13 protein-coding genes are annotated in these 15841 nt (G+C 66.4%); 7 read left to right on the top strand and 6 right to left on the bottom strand.

All coding sequences use genetic code 11. The features are described from left to right. Positions 1 to 25: 25 nt before the first annotated feature. Positions 26 to 1084 (bottom strand): CDP-glycerol glycerophosphotransferase family protein, encoded by a 1059-nt coding sequence (locus tag QRM89_RS15600; RefSeq protein ID WP_285448426.1) that lies wholly within the window; start codon positions 1082 to 1084, stop codon positions 26 to 28. Between QRM89_RS15600 and QRM89_RS15595 the strand changes: the two genes are divergently transcribed. After that, on the top strand, positions 1085 to 1909 hold the full coding sequence (locus tag QRM89_RS15595) for a glycosyltransferase family 2 protein (RefSeq protein WP_075287777.1): 825 nt from the start codon (positions 1085 to 1087) through the stop codon (positions 1907 to 1909). Here QRM89_RS15595 and QRM89_RS15590 read toward each other — a convergent pair. The 5 genes from QRM89_RS15590 to def form a co-directional block, all read right to left on the bottom strand. Beyond that, positions 1894 to 3183, bottom strand: a complete 1290-nt coding sequence (locus QRM89_RS15590; RefSeq protein ID WP_285448425.1) for an O-antigen ligase — start codon at positions 3181 to 3183, stop codon at positions 1894 to 1896. The genes QRM89_RS15595 and QRM89_RS15590 overlap by 16 nt on opposite strands. 149 nt (positions 3184 to 3332) lie before the next feature. Next, the gene (locus tag QRM89_RS15585) at positions 3333 to 5054 is read right to left on the bottom strand and encodes a glycosyltransferase family 39 protein (RefSeq protein ID WP_285448424.1); all 1722 of its coding nucleotides are present in this window, start codon (positions 5052 to 5054) and stop codon (positions 3333 to 3335) included. A 21-nt stretch (positions 5055 to 5075) separates the two neighbouring features. Next, positions 5076 to 6386, bottom strand: coding sequence for a 16S rRNA (cytosine(967)-C(5))-methyltransferase RsmB (rsmB, locus tag QRM89_RS15580; protein ID WP_285448423.1), 1311 nt, complete (start codon positions 6384 to 6386; stop codon positions 5076 to 5078). Beyond that, positions 6386 to 7309: a methionyl-tRNA formyltransferase gene (gene fmt, locus QRM89_RS15575; RefSeq protein ID WP_285448422.1), complete on the bottom strand. Its 924-nt coding sequence runs from the start codon at positions 7307 to 7309 to the stop codon at positions 6386 to 6388. Before fmt ends, rsmB begins: the two co-directional genes overlap by 1 nt. A gap of 395 nt (positions 7310 to 7704) precedes the next feature. Continuing rightward, the gene (def, locus tag QRM89_RS15570; RefSeq protein ID WP_285448421.1) at positions 7705 to 8217 is read right to left on the bottom strand and encodes a peptide deformylase; all 513 of its coding nucleotides are present in this window, start codon (positions 8215 to 8217) and stop codon (positions 7705 to 7707) included. 131 nt (positions 8218 to 8348) lie between these two features. On the opposite strand from def, the gene QRM89_RS15565 reads away from it, so the two are divergent. The 6 genes from QRM89_RS15565 to QRM89_RS15540 all read left to right on the top strand — a co-directional run bounded on the left by QRM89_RS15565 (position 8349) and on the right by QRM89_RS15540 (position 15840). Continuing rightward, complete coding sequence (locus QRM89_RS15565) at positions 8349 to 9485, top strand: LysM peptidoglycan-binding domain-containing protein (RefSeq protein ID WP_011038832.1); 1137 nt, start codon at positions 8349 to 8351, stop codon at positions 9483 to 9485. A 72-nt stretch (positions 9486 to 9557) separates the two neighbouring features. Then, positions 9558 to 10694 carry a DNA-processing protein DprA gene (gene dprA, locus QRM89_RS15560; RefSeq protein WP_115531140.1) on the top strand — a complete coding sequence of 379 codons (1137 nt, stop codon included), beginning with the start codon at positions 9558 to 9560 and terminating at the stop codon, positions 10692 to 10694. 43 nt (positions 10695 to 10737) lie between these two features. Continuing rightward, positions 10738 to 11211 (top strand): DUF494 family protein, encoded by a 474-nt coding sequence (locus QRM89_RS15555; protein ID WP_011038834.1) that lies wholly within the window; start codon positions 10738 to 10740, stop codon positions 11209 to 11211. Positions 11212 to 11251: 40 nt separating this feature from the next. Beyond that, the gene (locus tag QRM89_RS15550; RefSeq protein WP_285448420.1) at positions 11252 to 11992 is read left to right on the top strand and encodes a pilin; all 741 of its coding nucleotides are present in this window, start codon (positions 11252 to 11254) and stop codon (positions 11990 to 11992) included. Between the two features lie 26 nt (positions 11993 to 12018). Next, positions 12019 to 13164, top strand: coding sequence for an RDD family protein (locus tag QRM89_RS15545; protein WP_285448419.1), 1146 nt, complete (start codon positions 12019 to 12021; stop codon positions 13162 to 13164). Between the two features lie 180 nt (positions 13165 to 13344). Beyond that, a complete protein-coding gene (locus tag QRM89_RS15540) occupies positions 13345 to 15840 on the top strand; it encodes a DNA topoisomerase I (RefSeq protein WP_228437679.1) in 2496 nt (831 codons plus the stop codon). The last annotated feature ends 1 nt before the right edge of the window (position 15841 follow it).

Here is a 15841-nt window from a genome sequence, read left to right as displayed (position 1 = left end):
CGGCTTGCGATGGACGCGCCGGTGATCAGCGCCGCGACGGGCCCCAATAGCCAAGCGCGCGACGGATCTGCAGAGCCCGCCATTGCGCGCCCAGCGGTTTACGGCGCAAGCGGCCCATCTCGCCGGCGATGAAGTCTTCGGTGGCGGCGATCACGCGCTCGGACGACAGCCCATCGCGAAACGGATGGATCGCATCGGCGTACGCGGCCAGCGCCGCACGTAGACCGTCCTCTGGCTGCAGCGCGCGCGCCAGCCACTGCGGCAATTCCTCGGGCTGCTGGAAATCCAGCATGTGCGGCTGTGGCACACGGTTGCGGAAGGTCACCACCGGTTTGTGCTGCACCACGAACTCGGACACGATCGAAGAGGTGTCCGAGACCAACACATCGGCAGCGCGCTGCGCGGCCATGACCTCTTCAGGCTCGACAAAACGCGCATTGGGCCCGGCCAGCGCGCGATAACGCTCGAACAGCGCCGGTGCACATTTGGGATGCAGGGTGAGCAGCCAGTAATGCGTGCCGCGTGCGATGTCCGCGGCAATCTGGTCGTACAACACCGGCGCCGCGCTCAGCCGCTCGGTAAAAGTGGAGCCGAACAGGATGACCGGGCACCCATTAGCCGGCGCGCGCAATGCGGCGCTGCGTCCGCCGTCATCGCGAAACACCGGGTCCAGTTTGGGCCAGCCGGTCTCGGCCACCGCGAAATGCCCTTCGCGCTGCGCCAATGCACGAAACGGCGCTGTGGTGGCCGGGCCCTGCGTGCAATACAGATCGAACAGCCCACGCACGCGGAAATGCCCGCGGTTGTCTTCGCGTTTTTGCACGTTGAAACCGTGAAACAGCTGCACCTTGGCGCCGGACACGAACGGCGGCACCCAGTTGGCGGCACTGAACACCGCACGTGGGCGCAACGCCAGCGCTTGCCGCAGGCCAATCTCGCGCACGCCCGGCACCTGCAGCCCGCGCGCGCCATCTTCGAACCAGGCCGACACCGACTGGCCGGAGGCCTGTAATGCCTGCGCCAATGGCGCCAGAATAGGCAACGCGTAACGCTCCGTTGCGAACAGCAGGTATTCGGCCATCACATGTCCTCATCGACCGCCCCAGACGAACGGCCTCGCATTTCCGCCTGCATTATCGCGTTCAACGAAGCCGATCGCCTACGCGACTGCCTGACCTCGCTGGCGTTCTGCGATGAGATCGTGGTGGTCGACTCCGGCTCCACCGATGCCACTGCCGCCATTGCCAGCGCACACGGTGCGCGCGTGCTGCACCGCGCGTTCGACGGCTACCGTAGCCAGAAGGCATTTTGCGTGGCGCAGGCCAGTCACGACTGGGTGCTGTGCCTGGACGCGGACGAGCGCGTGAGCGATGGGTTGCGCGCCTCGATCCTCGCCGCGCGCGATGCCGGATTCAACGCGGCGGCCGGCTATCGCTTTGCACGCCTCTCCGAGTATTTCGGGCGGTTCCTGCGCCACGGCAATGCGTATCCGGACCGCGTGCTGCGGTTGTTCGATCGGCGCCGCGGCGGCTGGCGCGGCAAGCGCGAGATCCACGAAGCCGCCAGCGTGGATGGCACCGTGGCCACCTTGCGCGGTGACCTGATCCACCACCCCTACCGCTCGCTGATGCAGCAGCTCGGCAAGACCCAGCGCTATGCGCAGATGATGGCCGAGTACGACTACGCCCGTGGCAAACGCGCGACCTGGAGCAAGCTGGTGCTCGCGCCGGCGTGGCGCTTCTGGCGCGGCTATCTGCTACGGGGTGGTTTTCGCGATGGCTGGCACGGGCTGATTTACGCCTACGTACGTGCCAACTATGTGCGCCAGAAGACCATCATGTTGTGGCTGTTGCAGCAGGGCCAGCCGGTGCAGGACCCGCCGCGCGCCCCGGATCAGCGCGCGGACTGAGCCACTGGCGATGCGGTAGCGGCATGCTGCTGCGCCTGACGCGCGGCAAGCCCCGCCAGGATGCCCACCATCGCCGCATAAAAGCTGGCCGAGACCTGATGGGCGAACATCGATTGGGTCAGCCCGCACAGCGCGTAGCTGATCACGATCATCACGCCTGCCGCGGCCGGCCCACGAAACTGGCGCTGCCCGCTGCGACGGTGCAGGCGCACGAACATCCATAGCGGCACGCCGTACACGGCAATCAGCAACAGCAACCCGGGAATGCCCTGGGTGGCGCCCCACTCGGCCAGATCGTTATGCGCGTGGCCCAGATGGCAGCGCAGCAACCAGGTGTCGCCCGCGCACAGTGGCAGCTCGCGCATTGCATCATCGAAGCGCCCGACGCCAACACCCGTCAACGGATGCGCCTGCAAGGTGTCCCAGGCCACATGCAAGCGCTCGATACGCGCACCGGCAGACGAATCGGCATCGCCGACTTCGTAGCGCTGAAAATCACTTTGCAGCTCGCCGATGCGCAGCTGTTCGGTGAGCCCCGGCACGCTGAGCACCAGGCCAACGCATACCACCGCGCCGCCGACGAACGCCAGCAACCGCATGCGTGCGCTCTGCCAGGGCGCGCCCCAGACCAACACGCCCAGGGTCACCAGCAACGACAACCACACGCCACGGCTACCGCTCAGCACGATCACCGCCACCGCCGCCACCGCCGCGCCCAGCAACCAGCGCACCTGGCCATTTGGGCGGCAGAAGATGGCCACCACCAGCAACATCAGTGCAACGTCGGCAAAGACAATCGCGTTGGTCCAGCCCTCTGCGCGCTCGGCACCGTTCATCACCTGCAACATCGCCACCAGCATCGCCGCGAACACGCCGACCAGTGCGCCGCGCCACAGCCAGACCTGCCGCGGTTGCAGTGCATACGCCCACAGCGCTGCCCACGGCAGCACCAGAAAGCGCGAACGGTTTTCCACATCGCGTACGGAAGGCTCGAACAACACGATCGACAGCACCGACATCGCGATCACCACTGCGGTCAGGCCGGTCAGCACCCGCAACGACCAGCCCTGCGTGGCCAGGCCCGCGCGCAGGCTGCGCCACCCCAGCAGCGTGCCGCCCAGCAGGCACACGCCGAACGGCAGCAAGCCGCTGGGCATGTTCACAACCAGCGCCGTCAGCACGAACACACCCAGCTCGGCCAATCCCAGCGCGGCGCGCGATGCGACAGGAACGGCGGGCGACAGGGGCGGGTGCGGTGAGGGCAAGGAATTCATCAGGTGTGGGTGGCGAAGGAGGGGTGCAGTCGCAAAGCGGCGGCAAAAAGGCAGGCCAAGCTAACGATGCGGCGCATGAATCGAGGCTAGACGACAATGCACTGCGTCATTGACCGCATCACGACTGCGCAATTGCGGTATGGACACCCTCACTCGGTGTCCAGGTTGCCCTGCTCCTTCGCTTCGACCACCTTCTCGGTCGCATTGGCCACGCACGGCCCATGCACGGCACTGCCCGGCACCAGCCACCATTTGCGCCGGTTGGCCACGCCCACCACCTGGCTGGCAGTGCGGTCGACGCAGCCCAGCAGCGCGGTCTCCTGCACCAGCAACCAGCGCTGGGCCGGCTGCTGCGCCTGCCAGGCCACGCCCTGCTGCAGCTGCGTCTCCCAGGGCACCTTGAAGCCGAAGGTCTGCGCCGGCCGGTCGGCCATCAGCAGGTTCTGCTCTTTCCATGCCACCAGCCCGAGCTGCGCTTGCGGCCCGATCCGGCGCCCGGCCTCACGCATCACCGCGCCGGCCGAGCTGGAGTCGTTGAAGATCGGGTAGCAGATGAGCCCGAACGCCACCCACCACGCGCCGAGCAAGGACGCCACCGCCAGCGCGGAGCGTCGCACGCGCAGCAACAGCAGGCTGGCAGCGCCCCACAGTGACACTGCCAGCAGCACCCAGCCCAGCGGGTCGGTGGCTTCGCTGCCCACGCCGCGGCTGTCCATGATCTTCTGCTCGAAGCCCGGGTGGCCGATCAGCATCGCCAACCCGCCCGCGCCAAAGGCCACCGTCAACAGCAGCGCAAATCCGAACAGCACCCGCTGCACGCCAACGCGGCGCAACAGCCCCGGTGCCAACGGCGCCAGCGCCAGACAGAACATCGGCAACGCCGGCAGGATGTAGACGTCGCGCTTGCCATTGGGAATGGTGAAGAACACCAGCACCAGCAGCCACCAGGCCAGCGGCAACAGGTAGCGCGGATCGCGTCGCCGCAGCCGACGCCGCCAGGCCGGCAGCGCCCAGGGCAGCAACAGGATCACCGGCAGCCACATCGTGGCCATGCCCTTGAGGTGGTACCACACCGGTTGCGCGTGATCCCACGAGTTGGCGTAGCGCTTGGCGGTTTGCCGCAGCAGGATGTCGTTGAGGTAGACGCGGTACTCGGGCTCGCCGGCCGTCAACGCGGTGACCACCATCGGCACGAACCACAGCAGGATCGCGACGAAGAAAAACACCGGCCCAAGCCAGAACCGCTTGTCGCGCACCCGGACCTGCACGCCGGGCCAGCCACGCAACGCCGCGATACCGGCCGGAATCAGCATCAGTAGCGCAATCACGCCCACGCCCTTGGTGATGACGCCCAGTCCTGCAGCGAACCAGCCCAGCGTCCACCAGCGCCACGCGGGCCCCAGCAGCAGGTGCCGCAGTAGCCCGTAATTGGCCAGGGTGATCCAGAACACCACCAGCGGATCGATCTGCGCCTTCTTGGCCTGAAACGTGAAGTGCAGCGTGAACAACAGCATCCACGCCGCATAGGCGCCGACGCGCCGCGTCCACAGCCGCCGGCCCAGGTCGTACACACAAGCCAGCGTGCCCAGCGCCGCCAGCAACGACGGCAGCAGGAACGCCACCCGCCAATTGCCCAGCAGCGTGTAGAACGCGGCCTGCAGCCACATCAGCATCGGCGGCTTGTCCGAATACAGCTCGTTGCCGCGATGCGGGAACAACCAGTCGCCGCTCAGCACCATCTGCTTGGCGACCAGCGCAAAGCGCGGCTCGTCCGATGGCCAGGGGTCACGCAGGCCCAGTCCGGCGCCGATCACCAGCACCGCGGTGATGGCGAGCAGCCAGACATCCTTGGAAGCGCGGGTCTTGAGCATGGCGATGTCTGCGAACGCGGATCAGGAAGCTTTTAGCAAAAGCGCGTAGAAAAAACCGTCGCACTGCTGTTCGCCAGGAAAGCGCTGCCGTCCCGCACCGGCGGCATGGCCGAATTGCGCGCCCAGCGGATGCGCCTGCGCATCGGCGGTGCGCTGGAGGAAGGCCTCAATCTGCGTCTGGTTTTCGCGCTTGAGCAGCGAGCAGGTGGTGTAAAGCAACTGCCCGCCAGGCCGCAGGGTGTGCCAGCAGGCATCCAGCAGACGGGCCTGCAGGGCGCACAGCGCATCGATGTCGTCTGCCCGCCGATGCAATAGCACGTCGGGCTGGCGGCGCACCACGCCGGTGGCCGAACACGGCGCATCCAGCAGCACCGCATCGAACGGCTGCCCATCCCACCAGGCGGCGGTGTCGGCCGCATCGGCGGCGTGCAGGCGCACCATGCGATCAGGAGCGGTCCGCTGCACGGTCTGCCGCACACGTTCCAGACGGCGCGCATCCACATCCAGCGCAGTGAGCTGCAGCTGGGGGTGACGCTCGAGCAAGTGCGCCGCCTTGCCACCGGGCGCTGCGCAGGCATCGAGCACCCGCGCTGCGGGTGCCAGGGCCAGCGCATCGGCCACCTGCTGGGCCGAGCCGTCCTGCACCGACACATCGCCTTGCGCAAAACCGGGCAGCTGGCTCACCGGCACTGCAGTGTCCAGGCGCACGGCATCGGCGAGCACCGGGTCGGTGTGCGCGGTGATGCCCTGCTCGGCCAGCCGCGCAACATACTCGGCAGGGCTCACACGGGCGCGCTGTACACGCAGCCACATCGGTGCCATGCGCGCACTTTCCACAAAGATCGCTTCGGCCTGGTCGCCCCAGTCCGCGCGCAATTGCTTGCGCAGCCACGACGGCCAGCCGGCATCGTCGGCAACAGCGGGAAAGCCCTCGCGTTGCGCGCGCCGCAGCACCGCGTTGACCATGCCGGCCTGACGCGGGCGGCCCAGCGCGCGGCAGGCCTCCACAGTGGCCGACAAGGCGGCGTGGGCGGGCAACTGCAAGACATCCAATTGCGCGAAACCGGCCATCAGCAGCGCCTTGAGCTCGGCGTCGCGCGGCGGCAGCGGACGCTCCAGCCATTGCCGCAATGCCACGTCATAGGCCGGGCGGCGGCGCAGCACCGCAAAACAGATCGCTTCAACCAGGGCACGGTCGCGCGGATCACTGACGCCCGGCAGCGCGGCGGTCAGCTCGGCTTTCAGCGAACGCCCCTGGTCGAACACCGCCGCCAGGATGCGGGCAGCGGCCAGGCGCGAGGCGACACCGGCTGCCGCCGTTTCAGCGGCCATCAGCGCAGCGCCGGCAGGTCGCGCCGCGCGTTGAGGTAATCGGCGGCGGTGATCGCCTTGCCGCCTTCGCGCTGCAGCACCCGCACCCGCAGCGCGCCCTGGCCGCAGGCGATGTCGATGCCTTGCTTGCTGGCCGCCAGCAGCGTGCCCGGCGCCTGCTGATGCGCCAGGTCCAGCGCCACCGCGCCATGCAGGCGCACGCGCTCGCCAGCCAGGATCGCTTCAGCCACCGGCCACGGATTAAACGCCCGCACGCGCCGCGCCAATTCCTCGGCCGGCTGTACCCAGTCCAGGCGCGCCTGCGCCTTGTCCAGCTTGTGCGCGTAGGTCACGCCCTCAGCCGGTTGCGGCTGTGCGACCGGGCGGATGCCGGCACGTAACAGGCCCAGGCCATCGGACAGCACCTGCGCACCCAACGCGGCCAGGCGATCATGCAATTGCCCGCCGGTTTCCTGCTCGCCAATTTCGATGCGCTGCGACAACAACACCGGGCCGGTATCCAAGCCGGCTTCCATCTGCATCAGACAGACACCGGTTTCGGTGTCGCCAGCCTCGATCGCACGTTGGATCGGCGCAGCGCCACGCCAGCGCGGCAGCAACGAGGCATGCACGTTCCAGCAGCCATGCGTGGGCGCGGCCAGCACGGCCTTGGGCAGGATCAAGCCATACGCCACCACCACCATCAGGTCCGGCTGCAGTGCGCGCAAGGTGGCCAGGGCCTCGGGCGAGCGCAGCGTCTGCGGCTGAAAGACCGGGATACCGCGTGCAATCGCGTCCAGTTTGACCGGCGATGGCGTCAGCCCACGGCCGCGGCCTGCAGGGCGATCCGGCTGCGTATACACCGCGACCACTTCATGCCGCTGCGCGGCTGCGCGCAAGGAGGCGACAGCGAAGTCCGGCGTACCGGCGAAGACAATTCTCATAGGGCTGGGATTTGGGAGTCGGGATTGGGGATTCGCAACGGCAGATGTGCTAGCCGGGACGGTGGCGGCATGGAACTGATAGATAGGGTAGACAGTTGCGCGGGCAGGTTTGGCGACTGGCGCCGAAAGCGGCATTGCCCGGCATCGATAGGCGCGGTGAGAAGCGGGAATTGCGAACAGCAATTCGATAACCGCGACGGGCAGCGGCTTATCCAATCCCGAATCCCGAGTCTCAAGGCTCTGCACACGCGGACTGGGGCAATGGCGATTCGACGACTCACGCCAAGAAACAGATCACACCAGGATCCGCGCCCGAAGATTTGAAACAGCGGACTCAAAGACCAGCAAGAACCCGCTTTTGCCAATCCCGGATCACAAATCCCCAATCCCGGCCCTCAAGCCACATGCTTGCGCAGTTTGGCCAGTTTCTTGCGGACCATCTCGCGCTTGAGCGGCGACAGATAGTCCACGAACAGCTTGCCGTCCAGATGGTCCATTTCGTGCTGGATGCACACCGCCAGCAGGCCATCGGTGCTCAGTTCCTGGGCCTGCCCCTGGCGGTCCAGATAGCGCACGGTGATCGCATCGGCGCGGCTGACATCGGCAAAGATGCCGGGCACCGACAGGCAGCCTTCCTGGTACACCTGCTCGCCCTGCCTGGTGACGATCTCGGGGTTGATGAACACCTGCGGGGCATCCTTCCCCTCGCTGACGTCGATCACCATGAAACGCTTGTGCACGTCCACCTGACTGGCAGCCAGGCCGATGCCGGGCGCCTCGTACATGGTCTGGAACATGTCATCGAGCAGGGTCTGGAACGCCGGGCTGACGACCTCGGCCGCATCGACCGGCACGGCCTTGGTGCGCAGCCGCGGATCGGGAAATTCGAGAATAGGGAGCAAAGCCATGGGATTACCCGTCAGGGAACACCGGCGCGGCGCCGGCAAGACGGCGTCATTCTAGCGCAATGCTTGCGTGGCGCCCCGGTTTCTGGACTATAGTGCGCGGACCTGTTGGGGAATCAGGCAAGAAGGCACTCATGTTGAACCGACTTCGTACGGTCGTCGCTGCGGCGATGCTGACCGTCGCGACCTACGCTGCCGCGCAAGCGGTGGGCGAACATCCAGATACCTATGTGGTCCGCAAGGGGGATACCCTTTGGGATATCGCTGGCCGCTTTCTGGAAAAACCGTGGCTGTGGCCGGAAATCTGGCAGGCCAATCCGCAAATCCAGAATCCGCATCTGATCTACCCGGGTGACGTGATCAGCCTGGCCTACCTGGACCGCGTCGCCAAGGGCACCGTACAGCCCGGCCCGCGCCAGGAAGCACCGATCAACGCCATTCCGCTGGCCGACGTCGAGCCGTTCCTGAAGAACCTGCGCGTGGTCGAAGACTTCGACGAGCTGCCGTATGTGGTGGGTCTGGAGGACAGCCGCTCGCGTGCCACCAAGGGCCAGCTGGCCTACGTGGTCGGCCTGGACGAGGCTCAGCCCGGTCAGCGCTACGCAGTGGTGCGCCCCACCGTGAAGTTCAGCCTGCCCAAGCACAACGAAGAGTTGGATGCGGCTGGCAACATCACGCAGGGCGCGGGCAACATCTGGAAGAGCTACATCGCACCCAGCACCCGCCGCGAGTTCCTCGGCTATGAGTTGACCCAGGTCAACATCGGCACGATCACCCGCAGCGCCGCCGCCGGCAATTCCAAGGCCGCCACCCTGTTGTTGCAGGACAGTGGCCGCGAAGTACGGGCGGGCGATCGCATCATCGCGGTCGAAGCACAGCCCTACGACCTGCAGTTCATTCCACATCCGCCGTCCGAACAGGCGGTGCAGACCGAACTGCGCGTGCTGGCCATCGCCGATGCGTTCACCGCAGGCGGCACCCGCGACGTGATCGCCATTTCCGGCGGCGCCCGCGAGGGCATCGACAACGGCACGGTGTTCTCGATCTGGCGCAAGGGCCGCACGGTCAGCGACCGCGTGAAGCATTCGCGCTTCTCGCGTGCAGATGATGGGTTCAGCGGTCCGTCCAGCTCCACGGTTGGCCTGCCGGACGAATATGCCGCGCATGCGATGGTGTTCCGCACCTACGACCGGGTCAGCTATGCGCTGGTGATGGAAAGCGTCAAGCCGACCGGCCTGGGGTATTTCGTGAAGCATCCCGACGCGAAGTAACGGGAAAAATCCGACGCACCAACGCGACGGCGCCCGAGGGCGCCGTCGTCGTTTGCGGCCTACGCTGCCGGCATGGACCTGACCGAACCCGACCGCCGCGCCCTGCTCACCTTACTGCTGGCTGGTGGACGCAGCCCGCCACGCCGCGCGCTGCTGGACGCCTTCGACGCCCCCTCCCAGATCCTGGCTGCCGGCCCGGCAACCTGGCGGGCTGCCGGCTGCGATGCGCTCCAGATCGCCAAGCTGCAAACGCCTGACACCCCGATATTGGACGCCGCCTTGCGCTGGTGCACGCAACCAGGCCATCACCTGATCGGCTGGCGGGACGCGGACTACCCTGCACTGTTGCGGCATATCGCCAATCCTCCCTTGATGCTGTTCGTGGACGGCGACCCCGCCGCGTTGTGGCACCCCTGCGTGGCGGTGGTCGGTAGCCGGGCAGCGAGTGCCGGTGGCCGCGACCATACGCGTCACTTCGCCGCCAGCCTGGCCAACGCCGGGCTCGGCATCGTCAGCGGCATGGCGGCCGGAGTGGATGCGATCGCACACGAGGCCGCGCTCGCCCGTGCCGACGGCATCACCGTGGCGGTGGTCGGCACCGGCCCGGACGTGGCGTATCCGGTGCAGCATCATTCCTTGCGCGACCGGATTGCCGCGCGCGGCGCGGTGGTCAGCGAATACCTGCCAGGCACGTGCGCGGTGGCGGCGCACTTTCCGGCACGCAATCGCATCATTGCCGGGCTGGCGCTGGGCACGCTGGTGGTGGAGGCGGCAATGCGCTCCGGCGCCCTGATCACCGCCCGGCTGGCGGCCGAGGCTGGCCGTGAGGTCTTCGCCCTGCCGGGCTCGCTGCATAACCCGCTTGCCCGCGGCTGCCACCACCTGATCCGGCAAGGCGCCACGTTGGTGCAGGAGCCGGCGCAACTCGTCGAGGGGCTACGCCTGCTGTCCGGCGAGCTGGCCGATGCCTTGCGCCAACGCCTGACCGCCCCCACTGAACTGGCCAGGACGGTCCCGCAGCCCACCCCGCGGCGCTGCGATCCCGACTACCAGCGCTTGTGGCACGCCCTGGGCCACGACCCAACCCCTATGGATTCATTACTCGAACGCACCGGATTGACGGCCGCCGCGCTGTCCTCCATGCTGCTGATCATGGAACTGGAGGGAGACGTGGTCACCGAGCACGGTCGCTATACCCGCAATCCCTAGTTTCTTCACCTCCACAGCGTCGCGCGACGCAGGCCGAGGGGCAATGAAAGAGAGCATTCTCGATGTACTGCTGTACCTGTTCGAACATTACTTCAGCGAAGATGCGGACCTGGTCCGCGACCGTGATTCGCTTCAGAACGGCCTGATCCAGGCCGGCTTCAGCCCTGCCGAAATCAGCAAAGCCTTCGATTGGCTGGACGCGCTCGCCGAGCAGCGGCCAAGTGTCGCGCGTCCGCATGTCGACGGCCCGGTGCGGATCTACCACGGCCCGGAGCTGGACAAGCTCGACGTCGATTGCCGTGGCTTTCTGCTGTTCCTGGAGCAGCACCGCATCCTGGACGCCGACCAGCGCGAGCTGGTGCTGGACCGCGCCATGGCGTTGGACCAGGACGAACTGGATCTGGACGACCTCAAATGGGTCGTATTGATGGTGCTGTTCAACCAACCGGGCGCCGAAGCGGCCTACGCCTGGATGGAAACGCAGATGTTCCTCGACGAGCCTGAACCCGTACACTGAAGGTAGAAGCCGCGACGGACGCGCGAGCGAGGGGACGGGGATGAGCAGTTGGTATTACGCCGATGGCAGCCGCCAGCGGCGTGGCCCGGTGGACGTGGAGGCGCTGCGGGGCTTGTACCGCGACGGCGTGATTGTGCTGGATTCGCTGGTCTGGCGCGAAGGCATGCCTCACTGGGCGCCGTTGGCTGCCTGCGCCGCAGAATTGGGCCCACCGATCGCCACCGACGTGGCGTCATCCCCGCTGCCACCGCCGTTGCCGCCCACCGCTGTGGGCACGGTTTCAGCACGCCCCACTTTTCCGCCCCCCCCTCATTCGACACCCGTCGCTGCCTCGCGCAATGGTGCCGGCTGGGCCATCGGGATTGCGGTCGGGTCAGTGATTGGCGTGGTTGGACTGGCGTTTGTGCTCGGCATCGTCGCTGCGATCGCACTGCCGGCCTACCAGGACTACACCGCGCGCGCCAAGGTCAGCCAAGCCATTGGCGCGTTGGCACCATTAAAGCCGCAGATCGCCGAATTTCTGGAACGCGAAGGCCGCTGCCCGACCAATGACGACGCCGGCTTCCATCCGCCGGAACACTATGCATCGGGGACGCTGGGCATCGTGCGCATCGGCCACTTCGACACGGCCCAGTGCGGCGTGGAGGCCTTGCTGCACATGCCGGACAACGCCAAGCTCGACGGCAAACCGCTGTGGCTGGATCTGGATCAGGACGCCGGCAGCTGGGACTGCAGTTCCGAGATCGACGACAAATTTCTGCCGCAGGATTGCCGCGGCTAGGCAACGGTTTTGACCAAGGGGACAGTATGACGCAGTGGTATTACGCCGACGCGCAGCGGCAACGCCAGGGACCGGTGGACACGGACACGCTCCGTGCGCGCCTGGAACAGGGCGTCATTGATCGTTCCAGCCTGGTCTGGCGCGAAGGCCTGGCGCAATGGGTGACGCTGGCGGAGGTGGCTGCCGAACTGGGGCTGGAGACACCCGCCGCAACGCCCGAGACGGCATCCGCGTTCACGCCTGCGCCGATCACTGCAGACCCTTCGCCTGGCGCCGCGACCAGTGCCGAACCGATGCCAGAGGCCGGGTTCACGCCGGTCACGCCCCAGACCACGCAGCCAGATCACGTGCCGGCCGCACACATTTTGACTCCCGTGGACGCCGGTAGCGTCACCAGCTCCGCGCCGTCTCCTGGCGCCTGGTCGGCGACTACTGCAGCCGAGCCCACCGAGCACCAGCCAGCCACCAACGCGTCCCCAGCCACACCGGCCCAGGCGGCACCGTTGCCGGCCGCCTGGGACATGCCGGCGACCTCGCTCGGGGTTGCGCCGGTCGCGGACGCACCGATCGTCTACGCGGGCCTGTGGCGCCGGGTGGCCGCCAGCGTGCTGGACAGCTTCATCACCACGTTTGCGGTCTATCTGATCGTCATCCCGGTGGTCCTGGTGCTGTCGATCGGCCTGGGCGCCTCCAGCTCGGCATCGAGCCTGGAGGGCGCGGGCGGCACCGTGGCGATCATGATCCTGGCCTATGGCATCGGCCTGCTGATCCCAACGATTTACTTTGCGTGGATGCAGTCCAGCCGACACCAGGCCAGCCTGGGCAAGCTCGCCTGCGGCATCAAGCTGGTGAACGGCAACGGTGGCCGGGTCAGCTTCTGGCGCAACATGCTGCGCTACCTGGCCTACATGCTGATCACGGTGCTGACGCTGGGCATCGGGGCGATCGTCTCGGCCTTCATGGCCGGCATGAGCGCACGCAAACAGGCGATCCACGACAAGGTCTGCGACACCCTGGTGGTGGACCGCTGGGCCTACACCGACACGCCGGAACGCCAGCAGGTGGGCCTTGACACAGTCACCATCGTGGTGCTGGCGATCTACGCAGTGATGCTGCTGATCTCCATTGTGTTCGGCGTCCTGTTTGCGGTGATCGCCATCAACCAGAGTTGACAATCGCGGCGCTGGCCGCTTGACACGGCGGCGCTCGCCGTGATCTTTCTAATAAGAGAACTGAACGCCCGGGCACCTTCCCGGGCGTCGACGTGTGCGAAACAGCCGATCTGCTTCCCTCGACCGGCCAATTAGGCCACGCTACCTGCCCCCCGGGCTCCGCCCCAAGAATTTGCCACCATGCCCAAGCACCTGCTCATCGTCGAATCGCCCGCCAAGGCCAAGACGATCAATAAATACCTCGGCAAGGACTTCACCGTCCTGGCCTCGTATGGGCACGTGCGTGACCTGGTTCCCAAGGAGGGCGCCGTGGATCCGGACAACGGGTTTGCGATGCGCTACGACTTGATCGAAAAGAACGAGAAGCACGTCGAGGCGATTGCCCGGGCTGCCAAGAGCGCCGACGACATCTATCTGGCGACCGACCCGGACCGCGAGGGTGAGGCGATCAGCTGGCATATCGCCGAGATCCTGAAAGAGCGCGGGCTGCTGAAGGACAAGACGATGCAGCGGGTGGTCTTCACCGAGATCACGCCCCGCGCGATCAAGGAAGCCATGCTCAAACCGCGTGCGATCGCCGCCGACCTGGTAGACGCGCAGCAGGCACGCCGTGCGCTGGATTACCTGGTCGGTTTCAACCTCTCGCCGGTGTTGTGGCGCAAGGTGCAGCGCGGGCTGTCGGCCGGCCGTGTGCAGTCGCCGGCGCTGCGCATGATCGTCGAGCGTGAAGAAGAAATCGAAGCCTTCATCGCGCGCGAATACTGGTCCATCGATGCGCACTGCCGGCATCCCTCGCAGCCGTTCAATGCGCGCCTGATCAAGCTGGACGGGCAGAAGTTCGAACAATTCACCGTCACCGACGGCGATACCGCCGAGGCGGCGCGCCTGCGCATCCAGCAGGCCGCGCAAGGCGTGCTGCACGTCACCGATGTGGCCAGCAAGGAGCGCAAGCGTCGCCCTGCCCCGCCGTTCACCACCTCCACCCTGCAGCAGGAAGCCTCGCGCAAGCTCGGCTTCACCACCCGCAAGACCATGCAGGTGGCGCAGAAACTCTATGAAGGTGTGGCGCTCGGCGATGAAGGCTCGGTCGGTCTGATCAGCTATATGCGTACCGACTCGGTGAACCTGTCGCAGGACGCCCTGGCGGAAATCCGCGACGTGATCGCGCGCGATTTCGGCACCGCCTCGCTGCCGGATCAGCCCAACGCCTACACCACCAAATCCAAGAACGCGCAGGAAGCGCACGAAGCGGTGCGCCCGACCTCGGCACTGCGCACGCCGGCACAGGTGGCGCGTTTTTTGTCCGATGACGAGCGCCGTCTGTACGAGTTGATCTGGCGCCGCGCAGTGGCGTGCCAGATGATTCCGGCCACGCTCAATACCGTCAGCGTGGATCTGTCGGCCGGCAGCGAGCACGTGTTCCGCGCCAGCGGCACCACCGTGGTGGTGGCGGGCTTTCTGGCCGTGTACGAAGAAGGCAAGGACACCAAGAGCAGCGAAGACGAGGACGAAGGTCGCAAGCTGCCGCTGATGAAGGCCGGCGACAACATCCCGCTGGACCGCATCGTCACCGATCAGCATTTCACCCAGCCGCCGCCGCGCTTCACCGAAGCGGCGCTGGTCAAGGCGCTGGAGGAATACGGCATCGGCCGTCCGTCCACCTACGCCTCGATCATCCAGACCCTGCAGTTCCGCAAGTACGTGGAAATGGAAGGCCGCAGCTTCCGCCCGACCGATGTGGGTCGTGCGGTGTCCAAGTTCCTGTCCGGGCATTTCACCCGCTACGTGGACTACGACTTCACCGCCAATCTGGAAGACGATCTGGATGCGGTCTCGCGCGGCGAAGCCGAGTGGATCCCGTTGATGGAGAAGTTCTGGGGCCCGTTCAAGGAACTGGTCGAGGACAAGAAGGATTCGCTGGACAAGACCGACGCCGGCAGCGTGCGCGTGCTCGGCGCCGACCCGGTCAGCGGCAAGGAAGTCAGCGCGCGTATCGGCCGCTTCGGGCCGATGGTGCAGATCGGCACGGTCGAAGACGAAGACAAGCCCACCTTTGCCTCGCTGCGGCCGGGCCAGAGCATCTATTCGATCTCCATCGAGGATGCGCTGGAACTGTTCAAGATGCCGCGCGCCCTGGGCCAGGACAAGGACCAGGACGTCAGCGTCGGTATCGGCCGCTTCGGGCCGTTCGCCCGCCGTGGCAGCGTGTATGCGTCGCTGAAGAAAGAGGACGACCCGTACACCATCGACCTGGCGCGGGCGGTGTTCCTGATCGAAGAGAAAGAAGAGATCGCGCGTAACCGGGTGATCAAGGAATTCGACGGCAGCGACATCCAGGTGTTGAACGGGCGCTTTGGCCCGTACATCAGCGACGGCAAGCTCAACGGCAAGATCCCCAAGGACCGCGAGCCTGCTTCGTTGACCTTCGAGGAAGTGCAGCAGCTGCTGGCCGACACCGGCAAGCCGGTGCGCAAGGGCTTTGGCGCCAAGAAGGCCACGCTCAAGAAGAATGCGGTGAAAGATTCCGCCAAGGAAGCCAAGGACGCGGCCAAGAAGACGGCGGCGGTGAAGAAAGTCGCCACCAAGACCGTAGCCAAGAAGGCGCCTGCGAAGAAGGCCGCCAAGAAGGCGACCAAGCGCGTGGTCAAGAAAGCCGTCAGCAAGGCGGCTGGCTGAG

The organism is Xanthomonas sp. LMC-A-07, assembly GCF_030208825.1.
In the GTDB taxonomy this organism is placed as follows: Bacteria; Pseudomonadota; Gammaproteobacteria; order Xanthomonadales; family Xanthomonadaceae; genus Xanthomonas; species Xanthomonas campestris.
Note: the sequence above shows the minus strand (reverse complement) of the source record. Positions and strands in the feature narration are given on the sequence as shown.

Bases quoted from the DNA above. Each gene is read 5' to 3' on its own strand.
- QRM89_RS15595 (WP_075287777.1), top strand. From the start codon at position 1,085: ATGTCCTCATCGACCGCCCCAGACGAACGGCCTCGCATTTCCGCCTGC.
- QRM89_RS15590 (WP_285448425.1), bottom strand. From the start codon at position 3,183: ATGAATTCCTTGCCCTCACCGCACCCGCCCCTGTCGCCCGCCGTTCCT.
- QRM89_RS15585 (WP_285448424.1), bottom strand. From the start codon at position 5,054: ATGCTCAAGACCCGCGCTTCCAAGGATGTCTGGCTGCTCGCCATCACC.
- rsmB (WP_285448423.1), bottom strand. From the start codon at position 6,386: ATGGCCGCTGAAACGGCGGCAGCCGGTGTCGCCTCGCGCCTGGCCGCT.
- fmt (WP_285448422.1), bottom strand. From the start codon at position 7,309: ATGAGAATTGTCTTCGCCGGTACGCCGGACTTCGCTGTCGCCTCCTTG.
- def (WP_285448421.1), bottom strand. From the start codon at position 8,217: ATGGCTTTGCTCCCTATTCTCGAATTTCCCGATCCGCGGCTGCGCACC.
- QRM89_RS15565 (WP_011038832.1), top strand. From the start codon at position 8,349: ATGTTGAACCGACTTCGTACGGTCGTCGCTGCGGCGATGCTGACCGTC.
- dprA (WP_115531140.1), top strand. From the start codon at position 9,558: ATGGACCTGACCGAACCCGACCGCCGCGCCCTGCTCACCTTACTGCTG.
- QRM89_RS15555 (WP_011038834.1), top strand. From the start codon at position 10,738: ATGAAAGAGAGCATTCTCGATGTACTGCTGTACCTGTTCGAACATTAC.
- QRM89_RS15550 (WP_285448420.1), top strand. From the start codon at position 11,252: ATGAGCAGTTGGTATTACGCCGATGGCAGCCGCCAGCGGCGTGGCCCG.
- QRM89_RS15545 (WP_285448419.1), top strand. From the start codon at position 12,019: ATGACGCAGTGGTATTACGCCGACGCGCAGCGGCAACGCCAGGGACCG.
- QRM89_RS15540 (WP_228437679.1), top strand. From the start codon at position 13,345: ATGCCCAAGCACCTGCTCATCGTCGAATCGCCCGCCAAGGCCAAGACG.